The following is a 24734-nucleotide window of genomic DNA, read 5'->3' on the forward strand; positions in this document are numbered from 1 at the left end:
TCTTCAGTCATTTAATCATTTAGTCATCAGCAAGGTGCGCGAACTATGTATGCATGGTCAGATAGCGATTCAATTAATTTAGTATGTTTAAAGAAATGGCATGAGACTGCAGATACGGTCAGCTTTGAGCTAGGCAGTATTCCAGAAGACCTACATTTCAACTTTAAGCCTGGGCAATTCATCACCCTAGGTTTAGATATGCCGACAAAAACTGACTATCGTGCATACTCTGTTGCTTCTTGTCCCGAAGATAACCGTTTGAAGTTGACAGTAAAGCGTGTTGACGGTGGTTTAGTTTCCAACTTTATTGTCGATGAGCTTGATGAAGGCGATGAGGTTTCAGTATTGAAACCTGCAGGCGCGTTCAACTGCATCGACTGCGTGCCAACAGAAACTAAAAAAGTGACGCTAGTGAGTGCTGGTTGTGGGATCACGCCTGTAATGGCGATGGTGAAATATTGGTTGTCTCAAGACAGTGGTATCGAAATCGACTTTGTTCATATGGCGCGCAATAAGCGTGAAACCATATACTTTGAAGAGCTTCATCAATTGGATGAAACCCATGCCAATTTCAACCTTAAGTTGTTGTTGAAAGACAATGAGGGTACTACGGTTCCTCAAGGTCGATTAGATAAGAATTGGCTAGTCAAACTGAGCCCTGACATCTTAGACAGAACCGTTTACCTATGCGGCCCTGTTGGCTTTATGCAAGATATCGAAAGCTACCTGAAAGAACTTGAGTTCAACATGGAAAATTTCTACCAAGAAAGTTTTACTCCCGCGACTCAAAGTAATAATTCACTAGCCAATAGCAATACTGCCTCAGAAGAATCACAAGCAGAAGCGTCTGCGGATTCGAATAGTGTCGTTAAGGTATTTGTACCTGCGTTCGGAGCTGAAGTTGAGGCGGAAGCTGGCACACCATTAGCAGATTCATTAGAAAAGGCAGGTGTTCCAATTATCATCGCTTGTCGCAGTGGTATTTGTGGTTCGTGTAAGTGTAAAGTTACTAAAGGAACGGTTGAGTCAAGCAGCCAAGAAACATTGACGCCAGAACAGATTGAGCAGGGTTACGTACTCGCATGTTCGAGTTCGATCCAATCAGATGTTGAGGTTGAGCTGTAACAGATGTGAAGTCTAGCTTTGTTAGAGTGATGAAGACAAGGTTGGCGGAATAGAGATCAAAATTAAAGTAACAGATGTAAAAAGGCCACTTAGATCAGATAGAGAGAGCAGATCTAAGTGGCAACCTTCCTGTTTATACGGGGGAGCAAAACAAGAAGGATTGCAAAGCCCATTACAGACTTCGCAGATATAATTATTATGTTGTGGAGCTGGTTACCTAAAACTGTTTATAGAATCTAAGGAAGTAATAGAATCTAAGCAATTTATACTTCAGGATATGTCTTGTAACGAACACCCATCATCTGCTCCATACAGTGAACAACTTGGCAGCTGTAGCCAAATTCGTTGTCGTACCAAATGTAGAGAACAGCGCGGTTGTCTTGCGCGATAGTTGCAACACCGTCAACCACGCCTGGATGACGAGAACCAACGATGTCTGTAGATACAATCTCAGTCGAATCTGTGTAATCAATTTGCGCAGACAAAACAGAAGATAGCGCCATTTCACGCAAGTATTCGTTCAACTCTTCTTTGTTTGTGCCTTTCTCAAGGTTCAAGTTTGCGACTGCCATTGAAACGTTTGGCGTCGGTACGCGAATCGCATTACCTGTTAGCTTACCTTCCATTTCTGGCATCGCTTTCGATACGGCTTTCGCAGCACCTGTTGATGTCAGAACCATGTTCAGCGAAGCGGCACGGCCACGACGATCACCTGAGTGGAAGTTGTCGATCAGGTTTTGGTCATTGGTAAATGAATGAACCGTTTCGATGTGACCAGATAGAACACCAAACTTGTCATGCACCGCTTTCAATACTGGCGTAATCGCGTTTGTTGTACAGCTTGCAGCAGAGATGATCGTGTCTTCTGGTTGAATGTCATTTTGATTCACACCAAATACGACGTTCTTGATTTCACCTTTGCCTGGCGCAGTCAGTAGAACCTTCTTCGCACCATTACACGCAACGTGTTGGCTTAGGCCTTCAGCGTCACGCCACACACCTGTGTTATCAACCACAAGTGCATTCTCGATGCCGTAAGCGGTGTAATCCACTTCTGCTGGCTTGTTTGCGTAGATAACTTGGATAAAGTTACCGTTAACGATGATCGCTTTACGTTCTTGGTCTACCACGATGCTGCCATTGAATTGGCCATGAACAGAGTCACGACGTAGCAAGCTTGCACGTTTTTCTAAGTCACCATCTTTACCGCCACGAACAACAATTGCACGTAAACGTAGTGGGTAACCTGGGCCACTTTTCTCGATCAATAAACGAGTCAGCAAGCGGCCAATACGACCAAAACCGTACAAGACAACATCGCGAGGTTCTGTCATCGCATCGCCTTCAAGCGATTCTAAAAGTGCAGTTTGTAGGAAATCATCCAACCCGTGTGTGTCTTCGCGATCTTGCCAGAATGTATGAGCAAGGCGACCAACATCGATACGACATGGAGACAAGTCCATAGTGAGAAGGTGTTGAATGATTGGTTGAGTCTGTTCTGCGGTTAGCGGGGAACCAGTGTAACGTTTTGCGATGCGGTGAGCTTTGATGATGTCGATAGTTGTCGCGTTAACTAGGGTCTTACCGAAGAGGATAACTTCTACGCCTTTTTGGCGGTATAACTGACCTAAAGTTGGAGCGATGGATTCAGCAATGGTTTGACTAGTTTGCCAATCTAGGAGGTGCTTTTCGGGACTCATCTTTACTCGGGACCTTTCACGTTATTTTTGTATTTATAGCGAATGTAGGGTTGCTATAAATACAAGGGGGAATTGAGCTATACAAGCTATAGTGGTCTTTAATGCCACTTAGAATGTGCTTGATATACCTTGTGTGTAACTTGTGATTTTTATGTGGCAGGATTGTAATGTACGACTGGTTATTCTGCTAGGAAAATTAAATGCAGACAAATTAGCTGTTAACTTGCCATTATATAGCGATAAGACGTGGTTTTTATACTGAGAAAGACCATTGACTTTAACAATCTGTAGCACTTAATTTTCACCAAAAAATACTCAAATCAAAAATCAATATGTAACAAGTATCAGTACATCATTAAAAGTGTGACATTTGACTTAACTTCCACGAAAAAAGTAAACAACAAATAAGGAAATGGACGGAGTTGGTCGGACAAGTCTTTAATGAAGCGAAATCAAAGCCGAAAAGTGGATTAACCGTAGGGTTCATTCTAAAAAATGGCTTAATTTAGTCTCGCTTGCTCAATGGTTTTGTTTCGTTTTCTCTATGGTGACGAGAATTACCTCAATATTGGGCCTAATCTGATTATTTAGGTACGTTGTCGATCTTCAATATCGGCGTCTGGGTAAAGATAAATCTTTATTCTGGACTCAGAATATCGTTTGTCATATCCAATTTGATCAATAAGTTCTGTTAATGTCCTATTCTTAGTTTGGGCTAGGTAAAATTACTTGTGGGAAGGGAGTCGTTATAAAAATGATAAACATGTCAATTAGATGGCGTCTTATTTTTCTTTCCACGGTTTCTGTATTCATCATGCTTGGATTTACAGTCAATGAAGTGTTAAAGAACGATAAAAAAATGAGTCACCTTGAAACAACACGTATTAAGGTTGAAGCGCTTCAATCTTTTAATACTATTTCAAGTGATGCTTATCGATGGTTGGTTCTGTCTAATGATTCCCCCGAAAAAAGTCAGTTGCTTTCAAAACTACAAACTGAATTAGATAGGCTATCTCGGTTCGAGACAAAACTTCAATCGCTCGACATCAATTGGAATGTCGAATCGCAACTGGTAGAGCTTAAGAGTGTGTTGGTGAGCCTTGCTGGCGCAGGGCAAAATATAGACGCAACGCAAAGCAGTGATAATGCACTGCTGACAGAGCGCGCCTTCGACTTGCTAGAAAACGTATTAATGGAGCTGTCTGAATATCGCATTAACTTAGTGGATGAAAATATCATTCAAGCCGATGCGATGTTTATCAACCTGACTAACTATGTGTTTTGGACTCAGCGAGAAGCGTGGTTAAGTTATCGCTTGTATCGTTCTCCAGAGCTGAAGAATCAATATTTGATGAGCTATGTGGGTGCTTTAGAAAGGCAGCAACAGTTGTTGGACACATTTTTTCGCTCGGGTAGTCGCTCGCCTGAAATTAGAAAACTGTTAAATACGTTCTCCAAAGATGAATTTCAAGACAGTTTTACAGCTCGAATCCTCAAAGGAGACTTCTCGTCACCTGAAATATATGAACATGTTGAAGGTCTAGAACGAAAGAAGCAGGCCATTTCAGAAGCGGTTAGCGCTTACACAAAGCAACTTCAATCTGATTTAACAAAAAATATTTCATTGCAGAAAAGACAGGCACTGAGCATGACATTGCTGATTCTTGTCGTTTCAGGTGTTTTGTTATGGTTGGGTATCGCGACGTCTTTGCGTTTAAACAGAAACCTGTCACTGATACTCAAAGGGGTTTCTGAATGTGCCGATAGTTACGGTAAGCCAACGGTTATTCAAGTTACAGGCAACGATGAGCTTGCAGAGTTCACTCAAACTCTAAATAGAGTGATGGAGCGTAACCATCAACACAACAAAGAGTTAATAGAAGCAAAAGAAGACGCGATTTCGGCAAATAAGGCCAAAAGTGCATTCTTAGCAAACATGTCACATGAAATACGTACCCCGCTTAACGGGATTATTGGTATGGCAGAGATTTTATCTCTGAGTCAACTGAGCGCCAATCAAAAAGAAGTACTCAGTGATATCGAATCGTCTTCACATTCGTTGTTGGTGCTACTGAATGACATTCTCGATCTTTCTAAGATAGAGTCGGGTAACTTGATGTTGTCGCCACATAACGCTGATTTACGAGAAGCGGTTTATGATTCAGTGAGCGTGATTTTGTCGAAAGCGATAAGTAAAGATATTGAACTTGATATCAATATCGATTCTCACACTCCACCACAACTGTTTTTCGATGAGTACCGTGTTAGGCAAGTACTCACTAACCTGCTGTCTAATGCGATCAAATTTACGTCAAAGGGAACCATCACAACAGATATAGCTTATACACCGATGTCTTTGGGCAGAGGGAAGCTTGAGTGCAGCGTCTCTGATACAGGGATTGGGATTGAGCAAGAGAAATTGGAATCTATTTTTGAGCCTTTCACCCAAGAAGATGGCAGCATTACTCGTCAATTCGGTGGTACAGGACTGGGGCTTGCGATCTGTCGACAACTTGTTGATCTTATGGGTGGATACATTACCGCGCGCTCGGTGAAAGGAGAGGGTGCGACTTTCACTTTTTGTTTGTATGTTGACGTCGTTGAAACTGATGTTCCAACTTTCGATAATTTACGTAGCGCGACTATCATCTCGAACTCTTTCAACTATCTCGATCAACTAATTAAAGAGTGTCAGCGCTTAAATCTCAGCCCAAAGGTCGTATCATCTATATCGACCCTCGATGAAAGCTTGAAAGAAAGTGATTTAGTACTTTATTGTCATACGCTGCACCATTCTATGGAGAATGACCTTGCTGCGCTGAAAGAGTTATATCCACTCACTCGCGTTATTGTATGCCAGCATCACCTATTTAAAACCAATCTAATAACAGAGACGGTTCACTCGACCCACACGTTGCCATTTTTAGGTAGACGCTTTCTAAACAGCCTGAAATCTCTTGATGTAGATGAAGAACAAGCACCGCTAGTGGAGCCAAAGGATGAAGAAGTTCGTTCTCTGAATCGACGTATTTTGATTGTTGAGGATAATCTGATGAATCAGAAAATAGCTAGCTTCTTCCTTGAGCAAGCCGGTTATGAATATTTGATTGCCAGTAACGGGCAAGAAGCGGTAGATGTGATAACTCAAGGTGCTCAGTTTGATGCGATCTTAATGGATTGCATGATGCCTGTTATGGACGGCATAACGGCGACTCGTGCGATTCGACAATGGGAACTCGATCAACAAACCCCGCCACTGCCGATCATTGCCTTAACCGCCAGTGTTTTAGAAGAAGACATCAAAGATTGCTTTGAAGCGGGCATGAATGCTTATTTACCGAAACCTTATAAGTCTCATCAGCTTTACGACCTTTTTAGTAGCCTTGATATCGTTTAGCCATCTCGTTACTAGGTAGATATAACTTGAACTATCCACTAGTGAAGCGTTGGCTTAGAAGGCTGTATTCAGGGTCTTAATTGTTCTCTTAATAAAGACATAGAGCTTCACGAGTTAATAGAAGAATAGGTTGGACCACTCTCAAATGGCTGCTCAGTCTCTAGCGTACTTCCAATCCAAGGTTGTATTGTGCAAGACAACGACCTACGTAACTAATTTTGAGTAATGCGGCGACTAATATAGTACTGATGTGTGCGACGATCTGAATGGGCAGAGAGAAATGATCTGCCATAGGGTAGGCAACAATAATACTAAGTAGCATAAGTAATGCGGTAATCGCTAGACTGAAGTTTGATACAGAAAGTAGAGTTTGAAAGCGTTGAGTCATAGTCTTCATATTGAATTCCTAATTGCTATTAATAATTATGATACTTGTTATCAATAGCAATTAGCGTTCCACTTGTTCTAGATCAATTTTATCAATGGCTTGCGTTGGTTTTATGTCTTAATGCGTCAAATTGACTCTGGCACATTAGTTGTCAATATGACTCTTTGGTGTGTTAATGATTACCATTGTCTAAAACCGCAAGTGTCGATATGAAAGCGAACTCCTGAATATAAGCCCAGCCCGACATTATTTTTTTGCCCAAACTCGGCATGAATCTTTTTGAGTTTAACGTGCAGATCTTCACGAGATATGCCATTAGCAGGGACGAGATCTAAGGCGCAAAATTCCAAATGCTTGCTTCGAAGCGCTCCGCCAGCCTGTTGGTTATAGATCTTAGAACGTTCACCCGAAACAGGGATAACAACACCAATTTCAGGTTCAATATATTGTTGTATGTATTTCAAAGTATTGATCATGTTAGGCACGTTTTTCTTATTGGGAAGGGTAAACAAAGTGGTGTTACTCATTGCCCAGTCTGTTCCTTGAAGTAGCACTAAATGCAATGGCATGCTTTTGGTCACACCAGCATCTTTGAGCTGTTGCCCAACTTCCTTTACTTTATCTTCTGCATGATTAAGAAGCATCCAACCTCGAAATGCCGATCGAGTCGGAACCTTGTAACCATGAACATCTACTACGAGGTCGTCGTAAGTGATTTCCGTCTCTTCAGTGTAAAGTCTCTCAAATTCTTCGGGGTAGGGCTGAGTTGATGATAGCGCTAAGGTAATCAGAATACTTGCGTACATAGGGTCACTCCATTGCTTGCGTTTACTTAGTAACTTACCTTCACTTGATAACTTGATAACTTGATAACTTGATAACTTGATAACTTGATAACTTGATAACTTGATAACTTGCTGTCACCAAATCATTTACGTTCAATTAAGTATAGACGCTAGAATTCAGGTACAAAAAAACCCACTACAAAGAGTGGGTTGCTAACATTGTTGCAAGTCAATTAACTAGGCTAGATTATTTCTTACCTTGGATTTGCTTGTCTTCTTCTGTTAGTTCACGAATACGACGGCTGATATCGCGACGTGCTTTAGAAATCTCTGCGCTCTTAATGATGTGGTCATCAACACGGTCTTCGTAGTCGGCTTTCATGTTTTTGATAATGCCTAGGATCTCGTCATGAGTCATTTCTGGCTTGATGTAATCAAGTAGGTTATCAAGAAGGTCGACACGCTTGCGGTTGTCACGAACTTTCTTTTCGTTGTCTAAAAGTTCACGCTTAAGTTTGTTCTTACGTCGTGCTTGGTTAACAATTTCAAATACGCTGCTCATAGATTCCTTTTCCTAATCGTCAAATACATTGTCTGGTTCTGATTAAAGCACATCAATTGATGATGTAACAGTCTTTAGATCAAAGCAAAAGTAAGCTTGTATAATTATTCGACACTCACGCTGATGTGTGATTGTTTTTATCTAAGTGTTCACGTTAGTATCCAGTATAGACATGGCATTGATGCGAAATGTGAAATGAAACAACAACAATTAGAAACAGAAGATTTGGGTGACAATGTGACTGAATCTTCAGCAGAGCAAAACAAGCTGCGTGATGCGTATGTACAAGAGCGTACTTATTTGGAAATCGTGGAAATAGAGCTAAATCGTTCTAAGATCATAATGATTGACGAACAAGGCAGAAAGAAACGAGTACCGATTTTGTCTGAGCACTAGTCATCAGAGACTGCATTGTTAGGTGTTGAGATGGAATTATCAAAATAATAAAAAGGAAAAACGATGAACACAGTACTTTCCCCAATTGAAGCGAGAATCATTGGCTGCTTGATCGAGAAAGAAGTCACGACTCCTGATCATTATCCGCTGACATTAAATAGCTTAACAGCGGCTTGTAATCAGAAGAGCAATCGTGAGCCTGTTCTATCGCTATCAGAATCAGACGTTTTAGATGCGGTTGATGGCTTGATAGCGCGTCGCATGGTGAGTGATGAAAGTAGCTTCAATAGCCGCGTAAATAAGTATCAACACCGCTTCTGCAATACTGAATTTGGTGATTTGCAATTCACAGAACAAGAACGCGCAATTATCTGCTGCATGTTACTTCGCGGCGCGCAGACTCCCGGTGAACTTCGCACTCGAACTGGACGCCTAGCGAGTTTCAGTGATGTGAAAGAGGTAGAAGCGACACTCGAGAACTTAGCAGTAAGAGAGGCGGGCGCTTTGGTTGTTAAGCTACCACGCGAAGCCGGTAAACGTGAATCTCGTTACCAACACCTGTTGAGTGGCGAAGTTGATGTTGAAGCGTTTGCGACGGCATCTGTGGGCGCGGTGGCTCCATCCGCTGCGACTAACGAAAAATTTGAAGAGCTCGAGTCAGAGGTTGCAAGTTTGCGGGCTGAAGTCGCAGAGCTTAAAGAGTTGGTTGAATCACTGCGCTAAATGACGACGTCTAATAACAATGCGGATTGGGTTGTGTACCTGATCCGCAATAAAAACAACGCGCTCTACTGCGGGATTACTAACAATTTAGAGCGCCGATTTGAACAACATCAGCAAGGTAAAGGTGCTAAAGCCCTTAAGGGTAAAGGTCCGCTTGCGCTGGTTTGGAGCTTTAGTGTTGGGTCAAAAAGCGAGGCGTTGAAAACCGAGTACGCGATCAAACAATTACCAAAATCACGTAAAGAAGAATTGGTATCACTCAAACTCATAATTGAGAGGCAGGAAGGCAAAATTCTATATATCGAAGTCTCATAATTCATAGCTAAAATGTTCGCTATGGATTACACATTAAGAATGTAATTCCGCTCATTTTTCTTATTAAGTTGTTGAGTAAACTAGACTATTCATTTCCCCTTTACCCGAGCGAGATCCTCGTAACAGTCGTCAATTTCAATCTTAACTCTGAATTGATATGTTGCTCATTTAGAATGTCGTTCTAATTAGTTCTAGATGCTATCATTTATCATCGTTGTCCTACATAATATATTTTATCCATACGAAGATATGGTGTCATGCTAGGTTAAAAAATGAGCCAAAGTAGCTCATATAGAACGAGAAAAATATGAAACGTTTATTGATGTTGTTTGGACTTGCCGTATTTTCTGCATCCGCGCTCTCCCACGGTACCCATGTCCTCAATGGGTATTGGGAGTACCAAGATTACCTTTCCAATTATCCAGAGCAAAAAACATTGACCGATAAAATGGTCGAAGCTGTGCAAAATCATCCTGTGCCATTGAGACGAGTTCAAGATAAGCCTATTACGATTTCAGTCGTGTATCCGGGTCAACAGATCTCTGATTATTGGGTTCGTAATATCCAAGCTTTTGAGAAACGTCTCGATAAGCTGAGAATTCGCTATCAAATAAACCAAGTGTTTACACGTGTAAATGCAGATGTTTCTCAGCAGAGCATTTCTTTGCAAGAGGCGATTGAAAACAAGACGGATTATTTGATTTTTACGTTAGATACGACGCGTCATCGTAAGTTTATTGAGCACGTGTTGAACTCTACTGACACCAAACTGATTCTTCAAAATATTACGACCCCAGTTCGAGCGTGGGCTGATAGACAGCCATTCATGTATGTGGGTTTTGATCATGCGACCGGTAGTTTGAAACTGGCAAATTATTTTAAAGAAGTGAGCCAACCAGCCAGTAAATATTCTGTTTTATACTATTCGCAAGGTTACATCAGTGATGCGCGTGGAGATACCTTTATCCATGAAGTGAATACCGATACTCACTTTGATCTTAAGTCTTCGTTCTACACCAGATCAGATAAAGAAAGTGGTTATCAAGCAGCTAAAATCAGCATAGCGAACGATAAGGATCTAGACTTTATTTATGCGTGTTCAACCGATGTCGCTTTGGGCGCAGCAGAAGCCATTCGTGAATCTGGTCGAGATATCTTAGTGAATGGTTGGGGAGGCGGATCCGCTGAACTTGAAGCCATTGCAAGGGGTGACCTAGATGTCACTGTCATGCGAATGAATGACGATACGGGTATCGCGATGGCAGAAGCTATCAAATGGGATCTTTCAGGATTGGACGTTCCTACTGTCTATTCTGGAGAGTTTGAAGTTGTGACCAAAGAAGATTCTCCAGAACGTATTTCAGAACTTAAGAAGCGAGCATTTAGGTACTCAGGTCAATAATGAAGAAAAGTTACGCCAGTACACCTAGAAACACTTTAGCTAAACTCATTACGCGTATCATTATTTTAGTGATAGGTGTGATGGCACTTGGCGTGCTTATTCATACTTATGAAACCAGCAGCACTATCGTAAAGCAAGAGACGAATCGAACGGTTAAACAAACCTCAAGCCTCATCCAAAATATGTTTGATTATCGTTTATCGGTGCTACAAATTCACCAAGACAGTAGCTCACACAGTGAAACTCTAAGAGAGTATTTTGCTACTGGCAATGAAGAGGCTTTGAGCTACTTTTTCTTTGGTGTTGACCAAAGTGAACCTGATCATGCTCCGGATTTGCGTTTTGTGTCTACTCATGATGGTTTGGCTTGGGACGATGGTAACGGCCAGTTTTATGGATTGGATCATGCTTCATTAGAAAGTATCTCCAAAGAGGTGTCGTTTAGTAGTAATTGGCACTTTTTGAAGCTAACGACCAATATTGGTGACCGTCATTTATTAGCGCGACGAACACCTGTGATTGACAGCACAACCGGTGAGGTTCTGGGCCAGTTGTATATTGCTATCGTACTTGATAATAACTTCTCGCTCGCAGAATCGATCCAACAGGGAAGCAATTGCGAGAACATCGTCATTGAGGCCCATGGAACTCCGGTCACATCGACATTCAGTGGTGACGAAAGCTATACCATCACTGACATCCTCCACTATCAAATGTATGAGCAATTACCTCGTCATTTCGTCACCATCGCAACGATTAAGATCAATGCTGTTGAAACCCCTCTCATCATTCGAGCTGTCCAAAAGAACACGAACTTCATTGCGTTAGAAGAGAACTATGAGCGTGCGATCATTGTTGTGATTGTGGTGATCATATTGATGTCTTTCTTTGCGCGAGCTTGGATTCAAAGAAGAGTGGCTGCTGAGCTAAATAAACTGATGAGCTTTACTCGTTCTGCGAGTGGTAATGATGAGTACAATAAGTTTGATGGTTCTAATATTTTCGAGTTCCACCATATCGGTTGCACGCTTGAAGACACCTTTGAACGGTTATCGGAACAGAATCAAAAGTTCCAAGATCTCTTTAACTTTGCTCATTCACCTATCTTGGTTTGGTCTGATAAAGGCGACTTGATTCAGATGAACCCTGCAGCCCGCATGGCGCTTTTTGATGCCGACGATACCTATGGTGCAATCGCTCAAGAATTTGAGAGCCGCATGTTGCCAAATATTCAAATGGTGGTTCAAGGGGCGAAACTGACCGGGATTAATGTACCAATCGGCGAAAAGGTTTTTCGCTGGAATATGTCTGCTATTCGTGTTGAACACGGTATTACAGGTGTTGTTGTTCAAGGGCAAGACATCACCAAGCTTATTGAAGCGGAGAGACAAGCTGATCGAGCAAGAGAAGAAGCTGAGCACCTTGCGAATTTACGTGCTGACTTTTTGGCTAAGATGAGCCATGAGATTCGTACGCCGTTAAACGGTATTTTAGGTGTTTCTCAGTTACTCAAACGCTCTATACAGGGCGAAGACAATCGAGATCAGGTCGATGTACTTTGTAACAGTGCTGAACATTTACTGGCGGTGCTTAACGATATCTTGGATTTTTCCAAAATCGAACAAGGTCAGTTTAATATACAGAAGAAAGATTTCCGTTTGGGTGAGTTAGTCAATACTTTGGATAGTATCTACCGTCCTCTGTGTGAGGAGAAATCTGTTGCCTTTAGCATTGTAAATCACTTGGAAGATGATGTTGATATCTACACTGACCAAGTTCGACTTAACCAGATTATGTTTAATCTATTGAGCAATGCTCTTAAGTTCACTCACCAAGGGGCGATTTCTGTCAGCTTTGAGCTCGAAAGTATTTTTAATTCAGATAAAGCCAGCTTGATTGTTCGAGTGAAAGATAGCGGGATTGGCATTGACGAAAATAAAATTGATGCTGTATTTGAACCGTTTGTACAAGCCGAAGAAACGACCACCCGTGAGTATGGTGGCACAGGTTTGGGGTTAACGATTGTAAAAAACCTGGTGGAAATGCTAGAAGGCGATATTCAAGTCCGCAGTGTCATAGAGCATGGCTCAGAGTTCATTATCGAAATCCCAGTGGAATTACATTCCAAGCCATTGTTGGGTCATAAACCACAAGCAGATATCGAGCCTCAAACTCTATTTAGTCGGTCTTTGAACGTTTTACTCGTGGAAGATAATCATACCAACGCGTTTATCGCTCAAGCTTTCTGCAAAAAGTATGGAATGGTTGTTACCTGGGCAAAGGATGGCTTAGAAGCGTTAGAAACAGCAAAGGTGAGTACGTTTGATCTCATTTTAATGGACAACCAACTGCCTAACTTAGGTGGGGTTCAAACCACTCTACAATTACGAGATGAGATTGGAGTATCGACACCTATTTACGCATGCACCGCTGATGCTCGAAAGTCGACACGAGACAGTTTTCTGGCCGCAGGGGCAAATTACGTGATTGTAAAGCCGATCAAAGAAGAGTCTCTGCACCAAGCTTTTGTGCATTTTAAAAACTCTTACTGGAACGATGTGAGTCGTTAACAGTGAACTATCTAACGGATAACCATCTATCTAATAGCAGGTCGCAGATAACTATTAATATAATTCGTAATTCGTAATTCGTAATTCGTAATTCGTAATTCGTAATTCGTAGTTCGGGTTGTTCAAGGTTGTATCGAGGTTGGGTTAGAATTGGCGGGTGCATACATAATAAGTCACTCACCATTTTCTTTATCAAATTACAGATCGATATTGTTTTTTTTGCTGAACTTTATACTAAAAGCAGTAAGCAGTTATAAAAATCCAGCGACAAAAGCTTGTTCTAAAAGAAGTGTTTTCAATTCGTCGCTCATATCTAAATGCTCTGGGAATTGGATGCCCAATAGCCAACCTTGGCCTTGTCTTTTCTTACTCACCACTTTATAAACAAGTTCGCCATCCAAATGTTCACTTAAGATTGAATTGACTTTGATCTTCCAACCGATATCTATATCTGATTGCTGAGCTATATAGACGCCACAACCTGAGACCGAAAAATCGATCAGCGTTGCGTCAAGTGACAAGGGTAAGCGTGTCATGAACACCGCATTCTAATCTTTCAGCACGAAGAATAAGATCATCTCTCCAACCCAAAGGAGAGTTGAAATGGCAAAACGACGCACCAACCTAGAATGGCAATCACTGTTTGAACAATATGAAAGTAGCAGTGTTACTCAACGCGCTTTTTGTGAAGAGCATGGACTGAGTTTATCCACGTTCTTCGCCAAACGGCGTCAACTCCAAACAGCAAACCAATCGGAATCTGTCGGATTTGTTAGAGCCGAAATCGTTGAAAAGACAACCAAGTATCAGGCCCAGATAGCTACGGCGAACATGACACTTCTCATCAATGATGTGGAGCTGAGCATTCCTCAAGGCACGCCAGCCACCTATCTTGCTGAACTCATTGGAGCGTTGTCATGAAAGGTATGCTCAGCGCTCCAGACATTTACCTTTATCGTGAAAGCGTCGATTTTAGAAAGTCCATCAACGGCCTTACAGCGATTATCGAAAATGATACTGACTTGCCTCTTGGCAGCGGTGCGCTGTTCCTGTTTACCAATAAACAGCGCGATAAGATTAAAGTGTTGTACTGGGATAAAACAGGCTTCGCCCTCTGGTATAAACGCCTTGAAAAAGCCAAGTATAAGTGGCCTTCAAAAGAGAAAAATCAGGTGTTTACCCTCACTCAATTTGAGCTTGATAGACTGCTTTCAGGCTTCACAATTATCGGCCACGAACCCATCAAAATAAACGATTTTACAATGAGTTAATCGAGAATAAAGCCTTATTCTCCAAGCGTTAACGGCACGATTTTAGTATAATCAATGCTATGAAAAAGACGCCAAATATCAACCCAGAAAGCCAAGATGTTGCCGAGCTACAAGCGATGGTAGCTGCTCTGATGTCGGAGAAAAATGAGTGGAAACAAGAGCGCCAATCGCTGCTTGAACAACTCAAACTCGCCTTCGACCGTCAGTTCGCGAAACGCTCGGAGGTATTAAAGCCTTACGATGAATCACAAGGTGACCTCTTCAACGAAGCGGAGTGTGAAGCCGTTAAAGAAGACGAGGTTGAGGTGACAACCACGACCACAACGAAAAAGCGCGGTAAACGTAAACCTCTGCCTAAGACCTTGCCTCGTGAGGTTATCGAACTTGATGTAGACGACCATGAAAAGCAGTGCGCTTGCTGCAATCATAGCCTGCATAAAATCGGTGAAGACCGCAGCGAGAAGCTAGAGTTCACGCCAGCGGTACTCAAAGTGTTGGAATATGTTCGTCCTAAGTACGCTTGCCGCCAGTGCGAGAAAACAGGTGACAGCAGCCGTATCGTTCAGAAGCCATCCCCTCAGAGTCTCATCCCTAAAAGCTTCGCCACAGAAAGCTTGCTGACCAACATCATTCTTGGCAAATACCAATACGCGATGCCACTTTATCGCCAAGAATCGCTGTTTACCCAGTCGGGTATCGAGCTATCACGCACCACCATGGCAAGGTGGGTTATCCAAGTCAGTGAGAAGTTCGCCCCGCTGTATGCGGCCTTGAAGGATAACCTGCTTCAACAAGTGGTGGTTCAGGCGGATGAAACGCCGCTCAATGTGCTCAAAGAAGAGAAGAAGTGTTATATGTGGCTCTACTGCTCAGGCGCTGACTCACCCGAATCGGCACTGCCGAATGTGAAAAATATTGCCTTGTACGACTATCAAAACAGTCGCGCGAGGGCGTGTCCCGTGGACTTTTTAGGTGACTACAACGGTTATCTACAAACCGATGGCTACGCGGCTTATGATGGTCTGCATCACGTCACCAATGTAGGGTGCTTAGCGCATGCTCGTCGCAAGTTCATGGATGCGAAGAAGCTTCAAGGGAAAGGTAAATCAGGCAAGGCTGATAAGGCGCTGGCTAAAATCCAAAAACTCTACGGGATAGAATCACGCTTAAAAGGTGCGCCTGCCCAAGAGCGAAAAGCAGAGCGTCAAGCGCTTGCCAAGCCGATACTGGATGAGCTTTACCAATGGATGACGACCCAGAAGGTGATTGGCTCTAGCCCACTAGGCAAAGCGATAAAATATACGCTTGGGCAGTGGTCAAAGCTTATTCGTTATATCGACGATGGTCACTTATCTATTGATAATAATCGCGCTGAACGCGCAATTAAACCACTGGTCATTGGCAGGAAGAACTGGCTGTTCTCTAACACACCAAACGGTGCTGATGCGAGCGCGATGCTTTACAGCATCATCGAGACCGCGAAAGCCAACGGTCTTATCCTCTACGACTACATGGTCAAGTGCATGAAAGAGCTGGCGAAAGCTGAGCCTGATATCGACGCACTCCTGCCTTGGAACTTCAAACACTGACAAGTCGCCCCGTGGGTTCATGGGGCGGATACTGACAAGGTATCAAAGGTGACTTCACAATCGAGGCGCACTTTGTATCTTTCATGTTCGCGGATCGGCTTGGTCGCGAAATTAGAAGGTGGGCGAAGGAATATAAGATGCGCGGGCGAGGTGATATGAGCCAGTACATTAGTCTTAAACGCAATAATATGTCCAAGCTCTGTATCAGTGATAGCACGAACAATAATATCAACGTTGGAGAGCTTTCTAAGTGTTAGTGCTTCAGTCGCTTTCTGTGATAACTCTAAGATCAGGTACTGATCTTCTTTGTGCCCGATATACAGTGTACTTATTTGGATTGAGTCGTCTGGGCCAAATTCCAATACACCTGCTGTTTTTGTACCCGGTTTTAGGTATCTGAACAGTTCTAAGTTTTTATCTTTATGCATATTCATCAATGAACAATGTTGACCATCTATTGAAATGATAATAACGCCCTGATAAGACTATGTCATTAGTTTCATTAAGGTAATTGTCAGTGTTGAGTTAAAAAGCGAGTTGCTTTCCTAAGTAAACAGCAGCTTACTCTTGCCGCAAAACAAGGTAGACTGTTGTCAGTTATGTCATTGATGGAGAAATCGTAAATGGAACTGGAAACCTTGCTAAATACTCTGGCTGAAACGCCTGAGAGCGTTCAATTTGAAGAGACAATGCAAGTGATAGAAGCTAACTATGACTTTTGTGAGAGTGAGTTTCGCAATGGTGATGTGGTCAATGCTGCGGGTCAAAACAATGGATCGTGTAAGATTTTTGCATTTGGTTTAGATAAAAAACTATCAGCGGAGCAAACATTGGCTTGTTTTGGTCAATTTTATCGCAATGACGTACTTGGTTTCCCTGAGAATACCGATCACCAAAATATTCGTAATTTTATGACGCATGGTTGGAGTGGCGTTGAGTTTTCTCAGCCAGCGTTAGTGGCTAAAGCTAAATAACTTTCTTTAAGGGCCAAATCTTTAAAGATTAAATTGCTTTAAGGCTGAATACCGATCTTTAGAAGCGAGTAAACCATCACTCGCTTCTTGTCTGTATTGGGTATAGAGCTTCTTGCTTTATTAAGCAGATCGCTATTACGTATATTGCCATCTGCCATCTGCCATCTGCCATCTCGAACGGTTACTGGACAGGTAATGCTGACAAGCACTTTCTACACATACAAACACCTGCTTTTGGAATGCTGTCGGTATCACGCTTCTCTAACTCGAAACACCAACATGTCTCTTTTCCCGCACTGATATCGCATTGTGCAGGCTCACTGCATTGTGGACATTGGTGAGTTGAGCTAATGCCACTCAGATTGTTCATCACTGATTCTCTTTCGCTTTCAGATAACCCTTTCCAACCTATAATCTCGTCCATTGTTCGATGGCAGCCACTGCATATACCACCATTATTTTTACAAGCCGCTCGGCAAGGTGTTTTCATTTATCTGACCCGTGATTCATTTGTGCTGAAATGTAGCATATTTGTTTCCCTTTGCAGAGCCCTGTAAACCTCGAAATGACCCAGTAAAATTAACAAATGACCTCGTAATTTTTAGAATTTTCATGTAGCATCTCGCCCCTTTTGTCGAATGGGGGATATTATGTTTATTGGATTTGATTACGGAACGGCGAACTGTTCTGTTGCTGCAATGGTTAATGGAGAGCCAAGCCTGTTACCGTTGGAAGGTAACAACCACTATATTCCCTCAACCGTATTTGCACCAACTCGTGAAAGTGTTTCTGAACATCTATTTCGCCATTTGAATATCAAACCGAGTGATACGGTTGGTGAGCAGGTGTTGCGACGAGCTATCGCATTGAACCGCGAAGAGAGTATTGATTTAGTGCCAGAAGATATGGCATTTGGCCAGGCTGCGTTGGATCTCTACTTAGAAGATCCTCGTGATGTCTATTATGTGAAATCACCGAAATCTTTTCTTGGCGCGAGTGGGCTGCATGATGTTCAGGTGAGTTTCTTTGAAGATTTAGTATGCGCCATGATGGCGAATATTAAACATCAGGCCGAACTCACGACTCAAGAACAGATCAAACAAGCCGTTATCGGTCGTCCGATTAATTTTCACGGTCGAGGTGGCGAAGAAGCAAACCGACAAGCCGAACATATTCTTTCTCGCGCTGCTAAGCGTGCAGGTTTTACTGATATAGCCTTTCAATTTGAACCTGTAGCAGCGGGGCTTGATTACGAAAGTACCCTAACTGAAAACCAAACGGTCTTGGTGGTGGATATTGGCGGTGGTACGACCGATTGCTCATTGTTAGAAATGGGGCCAACTTGGTCGGGTAAAGCAGATCGTACTCAGAGCTTATTGGCTCATAGTGGGCAAAGAGTCGGTGGTAATGACCTTGATATCTACCTGGCATTCAAACAATTGATGTCACCTTTTGGTATGGGTAGCAAAGGCACTTCTGGTATCGATATGCCGTTGACTCAATTCTGGAATCCAATTGCGATTAACAATGTTGAAGCTCAGAAGAACTTCTATTCACGTGAAAATCTAGCGGCGTTGAAGTTGCTTCGCAAAGAAGCTTCAGAGCCACAAAAGTTGGATCGCTTGATGAAGGTTTATCACGACACGTTAGGTTATAGCATTGTGCGCAGAGCGGAAGAAGCTAAGATTGCGTTGGCGGAATGCGCTCAATATCGAACTGCGATTAATGTCGCTTCTGAGTTAGTTGAAGTCGACATCTCAGTTGAGCAGATGGTGGATGCTATCGAAACTCCGAAATCAAAAATGATTGAGTTGGTGAAAGAAGCAATCCAACAAGGCCAGAAAAAACCAGACGTTATCTATATGACGGGTGGTTCTGCTCGTTCTCCAATACTGCGTGAAGCTGTAGAGCAAGCGGTGCCGAATGTGCCGATTGTGAGTGGTAACTATTTCGGCTCGGTAACAGCCGGTCTAGCTCGTTGGGCTGAGGTTTGTTTTAAATAAGAACGAAAATTATGAGTTATTGAGGGCAACCAGTCGCTGATTGGTTGCCTTTTTTTGTGTTTGGCTTTAATGAATTTTCGCGAAGGTACTTTTTTATTCTCTAAAGTGGGAATTGTTTCACACGATTAAATATTTCAATGAGATTCTCAGTGTTACAAAATGTTTCAAGGTTAAGATTTTTTCATGTGATGGTCTGACGAGTAAATTTTAATTTTGATTTTTAATGTTTACTTGATGACTAGAAAATCAAAAATATTGATAGATTCATCTCAATAAATACCAAGTTACGCTTGTGGTTTTATTTGTATGGTATTGTTTATAAAGGTTTTTTTGTTTTTTATGGTGTGATTTTTTTTATTTTATATATTTTAATGCAACTTTCTTGTCATTCGTATATTAGTGTTTGCCTACTTGTTAAATGCAGGTAACAACTTCTCCGTAAGCACGAGGTTGTTAGTGAATAACTCACCCAGTTACATAATGGATATGACAATGAATAAGAAACTTTTAGCGCTAGCAATTTCTGGTGCAGTATTTGGTACACAGGCAGTTGCTGTAGAACTTTACAACGAAGACGGCACAACATTCTCTGTTGGTGGTCACGTATCAGTTGCAGTTGGCGACGTAAACAGCGCTGACCGTCAAAACAGCGATGATATCGGTGTAGAGTCTGTTTCTCCACGTATCAACTTCGGCGCAACTCACGATCTTGGCAACGGCTTTACTGCTGACGCTAAAGGTGAATGGGCGCTAAATATGCTTGACGGTGGTGATGAGTCATTCACAACTCGTCTTGGCTACGTTGGTCTAACTCACGATGACTTAGGTCGTGCTGCGGTTGGTACTCAGTGGGCACCTTACTACAACGTTGCTGGTGTAGCTGATATGCCAATCGCATTCGCGAATGACTTCATCTACGAAGACCACGGTAACCTAGGTACTGGTCGTGGTGAAGAGATGGTGAGCTACGGTAACGCTATCGATTTCGGCAACGCAGGTTCTCTTAGCGCAGCTGTTGCATGGCAAGGTCGTAAGGCTGATAAAGACAATGGCAACGATTATGGTAATCGTGGTCAAATCGCTTTGAACTACGCTATTGCTGATTTTACTGCAAACTACGCGTACAACACAGGTGACGTAGACTACGCTGTTGTAGGCTCACAAACTGCTGATTCTCACGTATTAAGTGCAACTTACGGTTCATACGGCGCAGAAGGTCTTTACCTTGCTGGTGTATACGCAATGAACAACTACATGAACTCTGCGACTGTAGGTAGCTTCACTGGTGTACTAGAAGAGTCTGTAGCAATTGAGCTATTGGCATCTTATGCACTATCTAACAGCCTGAACCTAAGCGTTAACTACGAAGCAGTAGAAGACGACAAGAACAGCGAAACTGTATACAGCACAACAGCTCTACAAGCTGAATACAACTTCACATCTCAGTTTGTAGGTTTTGCTGGCTACCAGTTCGATCTTCAAGGTTCAGGCCTTTACAAGAAAGATGCTGACGATCAATGGCTAATGGGTGCTCGTTACTACCTATAAGTCGCAAACTAATTTAGCATAGTGTTTACTCCTTAAGTTTACCTTTTAGGATACTGTCCTAGACACCATGCTAAGCCCTCTCAAGCCTTTGGCTGGAGAGGGCTTCTTTCGTTTTAATGCCTTCAATTCTATTTATTATCTCTGCGCTGACTAATCCATCCCTTTTTATTTAGCTGTGAACCTGACAGGTTGGCTCATCAATCCTTACTTATTACGATCTGCTTATAAATGTTTACAAATCATTTAATTGAGCTAAAGATCAGAATTTAGAGATCGGTAATCATCTTGTCGAAGACTCTCATTTTATGATGCGCTAAACTCTGCTCTCTAAAAATAGTTCAGGGACAAACTATGAGCAGCGTTGTAGATCAGGAACAATTGATGAATTCAAAACGAACAGCAACACCGACCAAAGTGCTGTGTGTTGGGCGTAACTATGTTGATCACATTGAAGAGCTCAACAATGCTATCCCTGACTCGATGGTGGTTTTCAACAAACCGAATACGAGCGTTACTTCCACCTTAAGTTCTTTTCATCAAGAAGCTCTACACTACGAAGCTGAAATCTGTTTTATCGTTGAAAAAGGCGAATATTCAGCCGTGGGGTTAGGGTTAGACCTGACCAAACGTGAGCTTCAAAGTAACTTGAAAGCAAAAGGTTTACCTTGGGAACGCGCCAAAGCGTTTGATGGTTCGGCTGTGTTTAGTCGCTTTGTTCCAACTGATCACTTAGACCTCACTGACTTGAATCTAGAGCTATTTATTAACTGTGTCCGCGTTCAAAAAGGACACGTTGAACAGATGCTATATTCCCCGAAAATTATCCTCGAAGAGTTGTCTTCTTACACGACATTACTCGACGGTGATGTGGTGATGACGGGTACCCCTAAAGGCGTTGGAGAAGTACACCGCGGTGATATCTTCCTTGGTCGTCTTAAGTGTGGAGAAACCACATTGATTGAGATCGAGTGGGTAGCGAGTTAATCACATTGGTTTTTTTAGTTAATCACATTGGTTTTTAGTTAATAAAGTGGCTTTATTAACTAGTAATGGTTGTTAATTCGAATGATTAACCATCAAACAACTGATTGCATCTGGAAGGGCGTTTGTAATTGATATAAAATCCGGCTCCGTTTTTATCAATACTGAAACCCATGATCGACTTAGCCATCTTACCTGTTTACTTGACTGCCGTTGTTGCACTTCTCCTTTTACCTGGTCCTGATATGTTACTGATCGCGAGCTCAAGTATGAGCTATGGTCGTAAGGTCGGTGTGTTTGCGAGTCTAGGTAACGCGACTTCTGGAATTATCCTGACAGTATTGGCGGCGATGGGTGTTTCGGCATTGATTGCGATGAGTCCTATTGCGTTGAAAGCACTGCATTTATTAGGCGGGACATACTTATTGAAAATGGGGTGGGACTGCCTTCGAACCGATCAGGGAGAAGCACCCGAACTCAGCGACAATGCTGCCGCTAAGTCGTATTACCAAAGAGCGTTAATTAGTAACCTGCTTAACCCAAAGGCGTTGGTTTTCTTTGTGATGTTTTTGCCTCAATTCGTTTCTACAAATATTGAAGCGACCTCAGGTGAACAAATGCTGTTTTTGGGCTTATTATTGAACGTGCTTGGTTTAACGTTTAATTTTCTTCTTGTGGCTTTGGTGGGCACTATTGGTAAGTCTCTCGTAGAAAACGCAAAGTTTCGTACTTATCAGCAGAAAGTGATGGGCGGCGTGTTTATTGTATTAGCCATGTGGATGCTGTCTTCTTTCTTTATTTCATAGACACCTCAACTAAAACATATTCTGGCGGTTAGCCGCTGAGATAAAAAATGGACGCTTAGAGCGTCCATTTTTATTGTTGAAGTTACCTGTTTGGATTCTAGTGTGACGTATTAACTCGTTAAGAGTTCAACTCTTTTTGGTGCTGTTCAATCAACTTTTCCATGTACTCTTCACCACGTAGACGAGTGTCATCGTATGTTTCTGTCCCTTCAAACTTTGTCACCGTCTCATAGTAGACTTTCACTTTTGGCTCTGTCCCTGAAGGGCGGACGATAATACGTGAACCATCTTCGAGGTGATAAATCAACACGTCACTCGATGGCAAGTTAATGGTTTCAGTATCGCCACCAACGACGTATCGCAAAGAAGATTGCAGGTCTTCAATAACAGAGACAGTGACATCACCTATCAATTTGGGTTGTGTCGCTCTGAGTTTAGAGCCAATTGACGGTGAATCGGGGTCAAGGGCAATACTTCGCTGAGCGTTAGTATGAACACCATGTTCAAGTGAAATCTGAGCCAATAGATCCCAAACGGTTCGACCTTGAGACTTTAACTCTTCAACCAATTGGGCAAAAACAACGATAGCAGACAGCCCATCTTTATCACGAACCTGAGTACCAATCGTGTAACCAAGTGCTTCCTCATAGGCGAACAAGAACTCATTGTTTTCGTCTTCCAATTGCATGCCAATATTGGCTAACCATTTGAATCCAGTCAGCGTTTGGAAATAAGTTGCACCATGGGACTGAGCTACTTTTTCAAGCAAGGTTGAAGATACAATACTGTTGCCAACTAATTGGTTTTTGCTGTGAGGCTTTGATAGTAAGTAATGAGCAAATAAAACACCCACTTGGTCGCCCGTTAGCATCTTATATGAAGCATCATCGGTTCTAGTTGTATCGTCAGTTCTAACCGCAACGGCAAATCGGTCTGCATCTGGGTCATTGGCGCAAGCAATGTCGGCATCAACACTTTTTGCCAGATTGACCACAAGATCCATTGCCCCTTTTTCTTCTGGGTTCGGGAAGTTTACGGTTGGGAAGCGACCATCAGGGTCTCTTTGTTCCGGAACACTGAAGACTTTGTGGAATCCAGCATCATGGAGAAGGTCTTCTGCCATTTGCGCGCCTACACCATGCATTGCCGTGTAGGTAATGGTTGTTTTCGCTGATTCGATACTGTTGTTTACATACGGACTCTGATTAATCGCAGCGCGATAAGTTTGATAATAGCCCTCGGTTAGCCAAACTAATTTACCTTGTTTCTCTGCATCGCTTAGACTAAGCAGAGGAATAGGTTTCGTCGAGGCTATATCAATTTCAGCCGCAATGCCTGCATCGTGGGGTGGAATGATTTGCGCGCCATTCTCCCAATATACTTTGAAGCCATTGTACTCTGGTGGGTTGTGGCTGGCCGTCACGACAACAGCGGCAGCAGCATTGAAATGCTCAATACCAAAAGCAACGATAGGCGTCGCGGCTACATTTGACGTTAGGTAGACCTTAATCCCCAAAGCTGTAAGCACAGAAGCGGTATCAATGGCGAACTGCTTTGAATCTAAGCGCCCGTCATAGCCAACAACGACGCCACGGATGGTGGCATTGGCAACATGTTCTATTAAATAGTGACCAAGCCCGGTCGCAGTTTCTTGTATCACCAAGCGGTTCATTCTATTTGGACCGCATCCGACTTTGCCTCGTAAGCCCGCCGTTCCGAATTCCAATCGTTGACTAAAGCGGTCTTCTAATTCGTCGTGCATTCCCTCATCGATGAGGTGTTGAAGCTCTTCACGAGTTCTTGGGTCTGGGTCTCTCGCTAACCAGTTCATAGCATCTTGCATAATTACTAAACCTTTTCATATCGGGATGTCTTTCTGTTGATTTAATTTAAGTGATATTGATTATCATTTCCATGAAAGCAATCGTAAAACTCGATTTAAAATAAATTCCAACAGCAAGGGAAGGGCATATGGATAAAGCAACTTCAAATAATTGACTGTTTAGTAAGTAAACTTACCTTGAACAATTGGATATCACTAACTAGCCTTTTACATAAATATAACAAAATTTAACAAATTCGCCGTTTTTGAATCTTTCATGGAAACTTCCAACGCTTATGAGCCGTATTCACTCTTAGGTTGAGATGAGGTCAGCAGCCCGTTTACAGGCTAGTTCCATGTGAGTTGTAGATTGAGAT

The 24734-nt window shown here is 42.5% G+C and carries 21 protein-coding genes and 2 pseudogenes; 15 read left to right on the forward strand and 8 right to left on the reverse strand.

Features of this window, described 5'->3' with window-relative positions; genetic code table 11:
• Positions 1 to 45: 45 nt before the first annotated feature.
• Positions 46 to 1125, forward strand: a complete 1080-nt coding sequence (locus OCV36_RS18110; protein WP_135458266.1) for a hybrid-cluster NAD(P)-dependent oxidoreductase — start codon at positions 46 to 48, stop codon at positions 1123 to 1125.
• Between the two features lie 263 nt (positions 1126 to 1388).
• Here the strand turns inward: OCV36_RS18110 and OCV36_RS18115 are convergent, their stop codons facing one another.
• Positions 1389 to 2825, reverse strand: a complete 1437-nt coding sequence (locus OCV36_RS18115; RefSeq protein WP_017075853.1) for a glyceraldehyde-3-phosphate dehydrogenase — start codon at positions 2823 to 2825, stop codon at positions 1389 to 1391.
• An 814-nt stretch (positions 2826 to 3639) separates the two neighbouring features.
• Here OCV36_RS18115 and OCV36_RS18120 point away from each other — a divergent pair.
• The gene (locus OCV36_RS18120; RefSeq protein ID WP_135458377.1) at positions 3640 to 6222 is read left to right on the forward strand and encodes an ATP-binding protein; all 2583 of its coding nucleotides are present in this window, start codon (positions 3640 to 3642) and stop codon (positions 6220 to 6222) included.
• Between the two features lie 160 nt (positions 6223 to 6382).
• Here OCV36_RS18120 and OCV36_RS18125 read toward each other — a convergent pair whose 3' ends face one another.
• From OCV36_RS18125 to OCV36_RS18135, 3 genes are all read right to left on the reverse strand, one after another.
• On the reverse strand, positions 6383 to 6619 hold the full coding sequence (locus OCV36_RS18125) for an SMP domain-containing protein (protein WP_017075851.1): 237 nt from the start codon (positions 6617 to 6619) through the stop codon (positions 6383 to 6385).
• 170 nt (positions 6620 to 6789) lie between these two features.
• Positions 6790 to 7416, reverse strand: coding sequence for a D-Ala-D-Ala carboxypeptidase family metallohydrolase (locus tag OCV36_RS18130; protein WP_135458264.1), 627 nt, complete (start codon positions 7414 to 7416; stop codon positions 6790 to 6792).
• Positions 7417 to 7642: 226 nt separating this feature from the next.
• Positions 7643 to 7957, reverse strand: coding sequence for a DUF496 family protein (locus OCV36_RS18135; protein ID WP_004742367.1), 315 nt, complete (start codon positions 7955 to 7957; stop codon positions 7643 to 7645).
• Positions 7958 to 8152: 195 nt separating this feature from the next.
• On the opposite strand from OCV36_RS18135, the gene OCV36_RS18140 reads away from it, so the two are divergent.
• From OCV36_RS18140 to luxQ, 5 genes are all read left to right on the forward strand, one after another.
• Positions 8153 to 8353, forward strand: coding sequence for a hypothetical protein (locus OCV36_RS18140; RefSeq protein WP_135458263.1), 201 nt, complete (start codon positions 8153 to 8155; stop codon positions 8351 to 8353).
• 63 nt (positions 8354 to 8416) lie between these two features.
• Positions 8417 to 9076: a YceH family protein gene (locus tag OCV36_RS18145; RefSeq protein WP_135458261.1), complete on the forward strand. Its 660-nt coding sequence runs from the start codon at positions 8417 to 8419 to the stop codon at positions 9074 to 9076.
• The gene (locus OCV36_RS18150; protein ID WP_135458259.1) at positions 9077 to 9391 is read left to right on the forward strand and encodes a GIY-YIG nuclease family protein; all 315 of its coding nucleotides are present in this window, start codon (positions 9077 to 9079) and stop codon (positions 9389 to 9391) included. It abuts the gene before it with no gap.
• Between the two features lie 307 nt (positions 9392 to 9698).
• A complete protein-coding gene (locus OCV36_RS18155; protein ID WP_135458257.1) occupies positions 9699 to 10793 on the forward strand; it encodes an autoinducer 2-binding periplasmic protein LuxP in 1095 nt (364 codons plus the stop codon).
• Positions 10793 to 13363, forward strand: coding sequence for a quorum-sensing autoinducer 2 sensor kinase/phosphatase LuxQ (luxQ, locus tag OCV36_RS18160; protein WP_135458255.1), 2571 nt, complete (start codon positions 10793 to 10795; stop codon positions 13361 to 13363). Before OCV36_RS18155 ends, luxQ begins: the two co-directional genes overlap by 1 nt.
• Before the next feature lie 251 nt (positions 13364 to 13614).
• On the opposite strand, the pseudogene OCV36_RS18165 reads toward luxQ, so the two are convergent.
• Positions 13615 to 13884, reverse strand: a pseudogene (locus tag OCV36_RS18165) (PilZ domain-containing protein); the annotation flags it as partial.
• 82 nt (positions 13885 to 13966) lie between these two features.
• On the opposite strand from OCV36_RS18165, the gene tnpA reads away from it, so the two are divergent.
• Genes tnpA through tnpC form a run of 3 tightly spaced genes read left to right on the forward strand, consistent with a single transcriptional unit; the run spans position 13967 to position 16223 of the window.
• On the forward strand, positions 13967 to 14284 hold the full coding sequence (tnpA, locus tag OCV36_RS18170) for an IS66 family insertion sequence element accessory protein TnpA (protein WP_017037717.1): 318 nt from the start codon (positions 13967 to 13969) through the stop codon (positions 14282 to 14284).
• A complete protein-coding gene (gene tnpB / locus OCV36_RS18175) occupies positions 14281 to 14634 on the forward strand; it encodes an IS66 family insertion sequence element accessory protein TnpB (protein WP_076645428.1) in 354 nt (117 codons plus the stop codon). Before tnpA ends, tnpB begins: the two co-directional genes overlap by 4 nt.
• Before the next feature lie 59 nt (positions 14635 to 14693).
• A complete protein-coding gene (gene tnpC / locus OCV36_RS18180) occupies positions 14694 to 16223 on the forward strand; it encodes an IS66 family transposase (protein WP_135459318.1) in 1530 nt (509 codons plus the stop codon).
• 23 nt (positions 16224 to 16246) lie between these two features.
• Here the strand turns inward: tnpC and OCV36_RS18185 are convergent.
• Positions 16247 to 16651: pseudogene (locus tag OCV36_RS18185) on the reverse strand (flagellar brake domain-containing protein); the annotation flags it as partial.
• Positions 16652 to 16846: 195 nt separating this feature from the next.
• Between OCV36_RS18185 and OCV36_RS18190 the strand changes: the two are divergent.
• Positions 16847 to 17197 carry a HopJ type III effector protein gene (locus tag OCV36_RS18190; RefSeq protein ID WP_102551222.1) on the forward strand — a complete coding sequence of 117 codons (351 nt, stop codon included), beginning with the start codon at positions 16847 to 16849 and terminating at the stop codon, positions 17195 to 17197.
• 181 nt (positions 17198 to 17378) lie between these two features.
• On the opposite strand, the gene OCV36_RS18195 is transcribed toward OCV36_RS18190, so the two are convergent.
• Positions 17379 to 17687 (reverse strand): DUF1289 domain-containing protein, encoded by a 309-nt coding sequence (locus OCV36_RS18195; protein ID WP_017075842.1) that lies wholly within the window; start codon positions 17685 to 17687, stop codon positions 17379 to 17381.
• Positions 17688 to 17847: 160 nt separating this feature from the next.
• Between OCV36_RS18195 and yegD the strand changes: the two genes are divergently transcribed.
• The 4 genes from yegD (at position 17848) to OCV36_RS18215 (ending at position 22535) form a co-directional block, all read left to right on the forward strand.
• Complete coding sequence (gene yegD / locus OCV36_RS18200) at positions 17848 to 19200, forward strand: molecular chaperone (protein WP_135457473.1); 1353 nt, start codon at positions 17848 to 17850, stop codon at positions 19198 to 19200.
• Positions 19201 to 19692: 492 nt separating this feature from the next.
• A complete protein-coding gene (locus tag OCV36_RS18205) occupies positions 19693 to 20748 on the forward strand; it encodes a porin (protein ID WP_135457475.1) in 1056 nt (351 codons plus the stop codon).
• A 351-nt stretch (positions 20749 to 21099) separates the two neighbouring features.
• Complete coding sequence (locus tag OCV36_RS18210) at positions 21100 to 21732, forward strand: fumarylacetoacetate hydrolase family protein (protein WP_135457476.1); 633 nt, start codon at positions 21100 to 21102, stop codon at positions 21730 to 21732.
• A gap of 170 nt (positions 21733 to 21902) precedes the next feature.
• The gene (locus OCV36_RS18215; protein ID WP_017075838.1) at positions 21903 to 22535 is read left to right on the forward strand and encodes a LysE family translocator; all 633 of its coding nucleotides are present in this window, start codon (positions 21903 to 21905) and stop codon (positions 22533 to 22535) included.
• Positions 22536 to 22653: 118 nt separating this feature from the next.
• Here the strand turns inward: OCV36_RS18215 and OCV36_RS18220 are convergent, their stop codons facing one another.
• Positions 22654 to 24378, reverse strand: a complete 1725-nt coding sequence (locus OCV36_RS18220; RefSeq protein WP_135457478.1) for a phospho-sugar mutase — start codon at positions 24376 to 24378, stop codon at positions 22654 to 22656.
• Positions 24379 to 24734: the final 356 nt, after the last annotated feature.

Source organism: Vibrio echinoideorum (genome assembly GCF_024347455.1).
Classification (GTDB): Bacteria; Pseudomonadota; Gammaproteobacteria; order Enterobacterales; family Vibrionaceae; genus Vibrio; species Vibrio echinoideorum.